The sequence below is a fragment of the Bacillus sp. C30 genome (genome assembly GCF_040838255.1).
GTDB lineage: Bacteria > Bacillota > Bacilli > Bacillales > Bacillaceae_G > Bacillus_A > Bacillus_A mycoides.
Map to the genome: position 1 here is coordinate 1 of NZ_JBFPJH010000157.1, position 8,002 is coordinate 8,002.

General features: G+C 33.7%; 8 protein-coding genes. All 8 read left to right on the forward strand.

The window, feature by feature from the left end; genetic code table 11:
• Positions 1-120: 120 nt before the first annotated feature.
• The 8 genes from AB3X49_RS14645 to gudB all read left to right on the forward strand — a co-directional run bounded on the left by AB3X49_RS14645 (position 121) and on the right by gudB (position 7,810).
• Positions 121-1,182, forward strand: coding sequence for a YpbB family protein (locus AB3X49_RS14645; RefSeq protein WP_367962985.1), 1,062 nt, complete (start codon positions 121-123; stop codon positions 1,180-1,182).
• Positions 1,172-2,701: a RecQ family ATP-dependent DNA helicase gene (locus tag AB3X49_RS14650; RefSeq protein ID WP_367962987.1), complete on the forward strand. Its 1,530-nt coding sequence runs from the start codon at positions 1,172-1,174 to the stop codon at positions 2,699-2,701. Before AB3X49_RS14645 ends, AB3X49_RS14650 begins: the two co-directional genes overlap by 11 nt.
• Positions 2,701-3,264 (forward strand): CPBP family intramembrane glutamic endopeptidase, encoded by a 564-nt coding sequence (locus AB3X49_RS14655; RefSeq protein WP_367962994.1) that lies wholly within the window; start codon positions 2,701-2,703, stop codon positions 3,262-3,264. Before AB3X49_RS14650 ends, AB3X49_RS14655 begins: the two co-directional genes overlap by 1 nt.
• A 22-nt stretch (positions 3,265-3,286) precedes the next feature.
• On the forward strand, positions 3,287-3,766 hold the full coding sequence (locus AB3X49_RS14660) for a LysM peptidoglycan-binding domain-containing protein (RefSeq protein ID WP_002030746.1): 480 nt from the start codon (positions 3,287-3,289) through the stop codon (positions 3,764-3,766).
• A gap of 71 nt (positions 3,767-3,837) precedes the next feature.
• Complete coding sequence (locus AB3X49_RS14665) at positions 3,838-4,614, forward strand: metallophosphoesterase (protein WP_002135250.1); 777 nt, start codon at positions 3,838-3,840, stop codon at positions 4,612-4,614.
• The gene (locus AB3X49_RS14670) at positions 4,614-5,489 is read left to right on the forward strand and encodes a MerR family transcriptional regulator (RefSeq protein ID WP_002064509.1); all 876 of its coding nucleotides are present in this window, start codon (positions 4,614-4,616) and stop codon (positions 5,487-5,489) included. Before AB3X49_RS14665 ends, AB3X49_RS14670 begins: the two co-directional genes overlap by 1 nt.
• Positions 5,490-5,566: 77 nt before the next feature.
• Entirely contained in the window at positions 5,567-6,175 is a 609-nt protein-coding gene (locus AB3X49_RS14675; RefSeq protein ID WP_002011786.1) for a genetic competence negative regulator, read from the forward strand.
• Between the two features lie 348 nt (positions 6,176-6,523).
• Positions 6,524-7,810, forward strand: coding sequence for an NAD-specific glutamate dehydrogenase (gene gudB / locus AB3X49_RS14680; protein ID WP_367962992.1), 1,287 nt, complete (start codon positions 6,524-6,526; stop codon positions 7,808-7,810).
• Positions 7,811-8,002 lie beyond the last annotated feature (192 nt).

Here is an 8,002-nt window from a genome sequence, read left to right on the forward strand (position 1 = left end):
GTTTGATACAATAGAATATATACAAGCATGTAGTGTGAATATGATAACTTAAATGAATAGCAGTTAATGTGCAATCGTATTGAAAAAGGAATGAAGTTAGACTGAGAGGTGGAAGCGGTAATGCAGCTACAATATACTTTATTATATTGTTTAAAACAATTGAATGGTGAAAGAACCGTTTCTTCGATTTATTATTTATTAAAAGGAAAGAGATCGTCGCAAACATTACAAGATGGGAATATGTTTCAAATTTCTTTTTTGCTTGGGATTTATAAGTCATTAAATAGAGCTGATTATGATCAAGAAGTTGCAAAGTTGTTACAAACGGATTTAGTTCAAGGTATACATGATAATACATATGTGTTAACGACTGCTGGTAACGTGCAATTAAACAAATGGGAAGGTGACTTTGCCTTTCCGACATATTTAAATGGTTTACACTATGGTGAAATAGGTGAAACGTTTTGGAAGAGATTATCATTGATCGTTCAAACCATTTCGAATTTACAACAGGCGAATACGAAATTTATTCCAATTCAACAGGATACAGAAATAATGATGTGGGTGAAACGTTTTCTCACTGGAATACCGTATATGAGAAGTGAATTGGCTAAAAGATTATGGAAGGAAATGCATACTCTTTTACAAAAAAATAATCCATTAGAGGCGACAATCGTAATATATCGGTTAACTGGGTATAAACGTATTGGGTGTACTTTACAACAATTAGCGGAAATTACGAAACAAGATATATTTCGAGTGTATTTTTTATTTTGGGGTACAATTCATTTCCTTATTCAAGAAGTTCGCAATAAAGAAAATGAGTTTCCATTATTAGCTGAAATTATATCTTATCCAAATGAGAAAGCTGATTTATTTAGTTTATCAACGAAAAAAACATATAATCTTTGGAGACAAGGACGCTCTTTAGAAGAAATAGCAACAATTCGGAATTTGAAGGTTGCCACGATAGAAGACCATTTTGTAGAAATTGCTTTACGAGAAAAAGAATTTTCTATTGAAATGTTTATGGAAAAAGAAAAAATGGAAAAAGTAACAAAAGTAATTGAAGCATTACAAACACGTAAATTGCGTGTGTTGAAGCAAGCGGTTGGAGAGGAAATCTCTTATTTTGAAGTACGTCTTGTATTGGCACGGATGGAGGGTATAAATGAAGCTTGAGGAATATTTATATAAGTGGTTTGGATATTCTGAATTTCGTCCGGGGCAAAAAGGAGTTATTACGGACTTATTGGAAGGAAAAGATGTTGTAGCAATGCTTCCGACTGGAAGGGGAAAGTCAATGTGTTATCAACTTCCAGGGCTTCTGCAAGAGGGTACGGTGCTTGTTGTATCACCATTATTATCTTTAATGGAAGACCAAGTTACGCAATTAAAGTATGTCGTGAAAAATCGAGTTATTGCATTGAATAGTTTTCGGACGTTAATTGAAAAAAGAGAAGCAATGAAAAAGCTATCTTTTTATAAATTTGTTTTCGTATCACCAGAGATGTTGCAGTCGGAACTTCTAATAAGAGAATTGAAAAAAATTCATATTTCATTATTTGTCGTAGATGAAGCGCATTGTATTTCACAATGGGGCTATGATTTTCGGCCAGATTATAAAAAATTAGATAAAGTAATTGAGAGTATCGGATCTCCGACAGTACTAGCATTAACAGCAACTGCGACAAAGGATGTACTGCGAGATATAGCGGAAAGTTTAAATCTAAAAAATATTGCTGAGCATGTGTACTCAATTGATCGTCCAAATATTGCGATGGAAGTGCAATTTGTGGAAACAATAGAAGAAAAAAAAGAGGCGCTTTTTGAGCATGTAATGTATTTGCAAGGGCCTGGTATTGTTTATTGTTCAAGTAGGGCCTGGACAGAGCGTTTAACCGAGTATTTAAGAGGAAAAGGAATTACAGGTGTAGCTTTTTATCATGGTGGTATGGAACATGAAGAGCGTATGTTAATTCAACAACAGTTTATGAATGACCAGTTGCAAATTGTAATATGTACAAGTGCTTTTGGGATGGGGGTAAATAAGGCGAATACAAGATATATTATTCATTTTCAATATCCGACAAATGTAGCTTCCTATTTACAAGAAATTGGAAGATCGGGAAGAGATGGAGAATTGAGTATAGCCATTTTATTATGTAGTCCATTGGATCACGATTTGCCAATTTCAATCATTGAAGATGAATTACCAAGTAAATCGCAAATACAATTTTTATTTTCGTTACTACAAGAAAGAATGTTTCAAACGAAAGTATTACCATTAGAAGATGTAGAAGAAATTTGTTATAATGCAGCAAGATTTAATGAACAATATTGGCGCTTTACACGTTATCATCTCGAACATCTTGGAATCATACAACAGCGAAATCTCATGCTAGAGAGCTTGTCAGATGAAATAATGCACAGATTAATAGCGGAAGTGGAAGTGAGAATGCGTAATAAATATAGTGAGCTAGAAAATATGAAGTCATGGATACAAGTTCAAGGATGTAGACGTGAATATTTATTACAACAATTCGGTTATAGAAAAGAAAAAGAGATAGAAAACTGTTGTGATTACTGTGGTATTACAAAAACGGATTATAAAAAAAGACGAGCGCAACAGTTAGTTTTCGACTATAATTGGGAAACAGAGTTACAAAAGCTTTTCGGCCTAGGAAAGATGGAGGAATGATGAACATTCAAAGGCATAATGTTGAAGATATGAGTCCGAGAGAAATAAGACTGAATCTCTACATAACACAACTAATCATTATTGGTATCGGTTGTTTACTAGCATATATATTATTTCAAGATAAAAGAGAAGTTTACATTTCATGGAAATGGGAGCCAGTTTCTATACTTTTAATAGGGAGCTTGTTAGCGATTTGTATTGTGTTATTAGATTATGTGGCAATGCGAGTGTTTCCAGAATCTTGGTTTGATGATGGTGGCATTAACGATAGAATGTTTCAAGGGATTTCTGTCATGCATTTACTCGTTATCACGTTTATTATTGGCTTTGCGGAAGAGTTTTTATTTAGAGGTGTAGTGCAGACTCATTTCGGAATTGTAATAGCGAGTTTAATTTTTGCTGTGTTACATATTCGGTATATAACGAAGCCTTTTTTGTTTTGTTTCGTCTGCTTTATTAGTTTTGTTTTTGGTTATGTATTCGAGTGGACAGGAAATTTGTTTATAACAATCTTTGCACACTTTCTTGTTGATTTTATAATGGGGCTCCAATTAAGAAAATAAATGGAAGGTGGTGGTGAACAACATGAGAAAACGAATTCCTGATTTTGAAGAGGAGTTAGAAGTTGAGCAAGTGGAAGAAGATGAAAGTTTACCGCCGCGTAGTGAAATTCATAGAAATAAAGAGAACAAACCAAAGTTTAAAATGAATCACATTTTCGTCCGAGTGTTAACATTTTTGTTCATATTGTTACCTATTAGTATCCTATGGTATACGGATAAGTATATACAGGTAAAAAGTGATAGTAATAATGCTGAGAAAAGTGCGTTTGAAGTAATTTTCTTTGATTCCGCTAAGACTGAATCAAAGAAGCAGTCTGAGAAAGTAGCAACTCATGTTGTGAAAGATGGAGAAACTTTAGAAAGTATAGCGAAGCAATATTTCTCAGATGAAGATGGGATAGAAATAATAAAAAAGTATAATGATTTACAAGAAGACGAAGTGAAGGTAGGACAAGAATTGAAAATTCCTATAAAAGATAAGTCCACGAAGTATGAGAGCTAGCTAAATGAGTGATATATAGCTCCACATAAAATTAAGGACTATACTTTACGAGGAGGGAGAGTAAAAAATATATGGCATGGATTATATTATTATGTACTCTCATATGCATTGGTTTTGTATGTCTTCTTGGAATGTATAAAGAAGCGATGCGTAATACAGTGTTGGAACATACTTTAGTATTCGAAGAATTTCCGGAAAGTTTTCAAAAAGTTAAAGTTTTTTTTATTTCGGATATTCATAGAAGGATCATTTCTAGCTCGCTAATTGAACGAGTGAAAGGAAAAGCAGATATCGTAATTATTGGCGGTGATTTAGCTGAAAAAGGAGTACCTTTATCGCAAATCTCTTTAAATATTCAAAAGTTAAGAGAAATAGCCCCTGTATATTTTGTATGGGGAAATAATGACTATGAAATTGAATATCACGAATTAGATGCTTTATTAATAGAGAATAATGTGAAGGTATTAGATAATACAAGAGTTGTATTTGAGTCTGAATTAGGAGAGAAAATTTGCTTACTCGGTATCGATGATGTTGGATTAGAACGAGATCGTTTAGATTTAGCGTTGTCTGATTGTAAAGAAGAAGGTTTTCGCATTTTAATTAGTCACAACCCAGATATAATAAAGAAAATGTCTGGTAGTGAACAAATTTCGCTCGTATTAAGTGGACATACACATGGAGGCCAGATTCGGTTGTTTCCATCTGAAAAGTATTTAAAGGGTGGCGTATATAAGCATTCTAATACGACTCTCTTTGTTAGTAATGGGTATGGAACAACATTGTTCCCTCTTCGTTTTCGGGCACCTTCCCAAACACATATCATTACGTTATGTGGAGGGAAATAATGCCGAATTCAAATGGAAAATATAATATAAAAGCTGTCTCAAATATACTCGGAATTCAACCGAGTACACTTCGCGCATGGGAAAGACGCTATCATATTATTGCCCCAAAGAGAAATCGTGCGGGGCATCGTTTATATACAGAAGAGCATATTCATATTTTGAAATGGTTAATGAACAAAGTTTCTGAGGGGATGATGATTGGACAAGCAGTTCAGTTATTAGAAGGGAATCGGTTGCAGAACAACGTTCAAAAAGAAAAAATTACTGATACAGAAGTTGTTTTAGTGGACGATATACTACAAGCTTTGTTAGAATTTGATGAAATTACAATTTCTGCATTATTAAACGAGGTTTTTAGTATATATTCAACGGAAAAGGTTGTTGCAAGCATCATTCTTCAAGTGGCAAACAAGTTGTTAACTTTAAAAAGTAATAATGAGATTACAATGTCGCAATTCAAATATGTTGTATCATTCTTACAAACACGTTTAGGAATGATCTATCATAATGCGTCGGTGTATTCTTCCGTTAACAAAGTTTTCGTTTTAGAAAATAATATATTAAAAGGATTTATTTTCGCGACGTATTTACGACTAAAAGGATATCAAGCAATGTATATGGGGACAAGTTTAGATGAAGAAGGTATTTTACTAGCTATTGAACAATTACAACCTAAATATTTGTTTATATCTTTTGATGATGAACGAGAACTTGAAGAGGCAGTAGAATTTATTGACTTGTTGCAAGAAAAAAATGGAAACATCTCTGGTGGTTTTATAGGAAGAAAAGGCATTGGAGATCAATTAAATCTTCAAAATATCCTAATTGGTAACACGAAAGAAGAATGGGATGGATGGTTAAAGATGTCGGAATAGTCGTTCGAAAAGAACCATCTATTTTCTATTTCATATAATAAAAATTAGATGCAATGGTTACGTAGGGAGGGTATGAGATGAGACTGGAACGTTTAAATTATAATAAGATTAAAATTTTCCTAACATTTGATGATTTATCTGAACGAGGATTAACGAAAGAAGATTTGTGGAGAAATGCACCGAAAGTACAGCAACTATTCCGTGATATGATGCAAGAAGCAAATACAGAATTAGGGTTTGAAGCGGATGGACCGATTGCTGTTGAAGTATTTTCTCTACAAGCTCAAGGTATGGTTGTAATTGTAACAAAAGAAAATCACGAAGTGGACACAGAAGATGAGTTCCGTGACGAGTTTATTGAAATGCAAGTGACTCTTGATGAAAGTGAACATATACTTTACGAGTTTGCTACATTAGATGATGTAATCAATTTGTCAAATCGCTTATATAACCTTGGTGTAACTGATGGGAAGTTGTATACGTGGGATGATCGTTTTTATCTTTGGATAGAAGAAGAAGAGCAATTTCAATTATTGAAGGCGGATTTTATAGCTATTTTAGCGGAGTACGGTAATCCGTCAACAGCAACAATTTACCGCGTAATGGAATATGGTAAAGAATTAATGGATTCTCAAGCGATTGAACAAATATACAATTACTTTGTGAAAAAACAAAACCTCAGCTAATGTAACGTAGCTTGAGGTTTTATTTTTATTCAGCTGAAAATCTAAAATCTATAAAACGAAGTGTAGGTAACAAGACTAGCCGATCTTTATGTTAAAATGTAATCAGTATTTCTTGATGAAATAATTGTTTTATCGAATGTATTTTGATGAAAATAAAAAATATTTAAATATTTAAGTATTTTACTTTTCTAAAAGCAATAAAAGGACTATAATAATAGTGAAAACGCTTGCAATACAAAATAGTTTGTATATATTTGTTAGCGTTTTCTATTGCATTCCAAATTTAACGGTGTATACTAGGCAATGAAGGTTTACTAAACAAGTGAAATTACAGGGGGTTTACTTACTATGGTAGCCGAAAAGGGAACTCAAACGAAAACACAACAACAAGGGGAACAACATTTTGAATTGTTAAATTCAACACAAATTGTAATTAATGAAGCATTAGAAAAATTGGGTTATCCAAACGAAGTATATGAATTATTGAAAGAACCAATTCGTATGATGACAGTGAAAATTCCAGTTCGTATGGATGACGGGACTGTTAAAATATTTACAGGATATCGTGCACAACATAATGATGCTGTTGGTCCAACGAAAGGTGGAATTCGCTTCCATCCAAACGTAACAGAAAATGAAGTGAAAGCACTTTCTATTTGGATGAGTTTAAAATGTGGTATTGTTGATTTACCATATGGTGGAGGTAAAGGTGGAATCATTTGTGACCCACGTGAGATGTCTTTCCGTGAATTAGAAAGATTAAGCCGCGGTTATGTACGAGCAATTAGCCAAATTGTTGGTCCGACAAAAGATATTCCGGCTCCAGATGTATTTACAAACTCACAAATTATGGCATGGATGATGGATGAGTATAGCCGTATCGATGAATTTAATTCACCAGGATTTATTACAGGTAAACCACTTGTATTAGGTGGATCACACGGACGTGAAACAGCGACTGCAAAAGGTGTAACAATTTGTATTCGTGAAGCTGCGAAAAAACATGACATTGATATTAAAGGTGCACGCGTTGTTGTTCAAGGATTTGGTAATGCGGGTAGCTTCTTAGCTAAATTTATGCATGATGCAGGCGCGAAAGTAATTGCAATTTCAGATGCTTACGGTGCACTACATGATCCGAATGGATTAGATATTGACTACTTACTAGATCGTCGCGATAGCTTCGGTACTGTAACAAAACTATTTAATAATACAATTTCAAATACAGAACTGCTAGAACTTGATTGCGACATTTTAGTTCCAGCTGCAATTGAGAACCAAATTACAGAAAAAAATGCTGATAAGATTAAAGCAAAAATTGTGGTTGAAGCTGCAAATGGTCCAACTACATTAGAAGCAACAAAAATCTTAACAGATCGTGGTATTTTACTTGTTCCAGACGTATTAGCAAGTGCTGGTGGCGTTACGGTATCTTACTTTGAGTGGGTACAAAATAACCAAGGTTACTACTGGACTGAGGAAGAAGTAGAACAACGTTTAGAAAAAGTAATGGTAAAATCATTCGATTCAATTTATGAAACATCACAAGTTCGTAAAGTGAACATGCGCTTAGCTGCATACATGATTGGTGTTCGTAAAATGGCTGAGGCTAGTCGCTTCAGAGGTTGGGTATAATATATAATGTTTTGAGAAAACGTGATTTCCTTTCGAGGGAATCGCGTTTTTTTGTTGAAGTATTAAATGAGGTGTTGTATATGGGGAATGAAATAATGGAACGAGTAAACCAATTAGAAGAAAAGGTTAAGGTGTTAGTGAGGTGGTACAGTAAAACTGGAACACAGTATAGAGATAAATTATTCTATATAA

Coding starts and splice junctions, on each gene's coding strand:
- AB3X49_RS14645 (WP_367962985.1), top strand. CDS start 121: ATGCAGCTACAATATACTTTATTATATTGTTTAAAACAATTGAATGGT.
- AB3X49_RS14650 (WP_367962987.1), top strand. CDS start 1,172: ATGAAGCTTGAGGAATATTTATATAAGTGGTTTGGATATTCTGAATTT.
- AB3X49_RS14655 (WP_367962994.1), top strand. CDS start 2,701: ATGAACATTCAAAGGCATAATGTTGAAGATATGAGTCCGAGAGAAATA.
- AB3X49_RS14660 (WP_002030746.1), top strand. CDS start 3,287: ATGAGAAAACGAATTCCTGATTTTGAAGAGGAGTTAGAAGTTGAGCAA.
- AB3X49_RS14665 (WP_002135250.1), top strand. CDS start 3,838: ATGGCATGGATTATATTATTATGTACTCTCATATGCATTGGTTTTGTA.
- AB3X49_RS14670 (WP_002064509.1), top strand. CDS start 4,614: ATGCCGAATTCAAATGGAAAATATAATATAAAAGCTGTCTCAAATATA.
- AB3X49_RS14675 (WP_002011786.1), top strand. CDS start 5,567: ATGAGACTGGAACGTTTAAATTATAATAAGATTAAAATTTTCCTAACA.
- gudB (WP_367962992.1), top strand. CDS start 6,524: ATGGTAGCCGAAAAGGGAACTCAAACGAAAACACAACAACAAGGGGAA.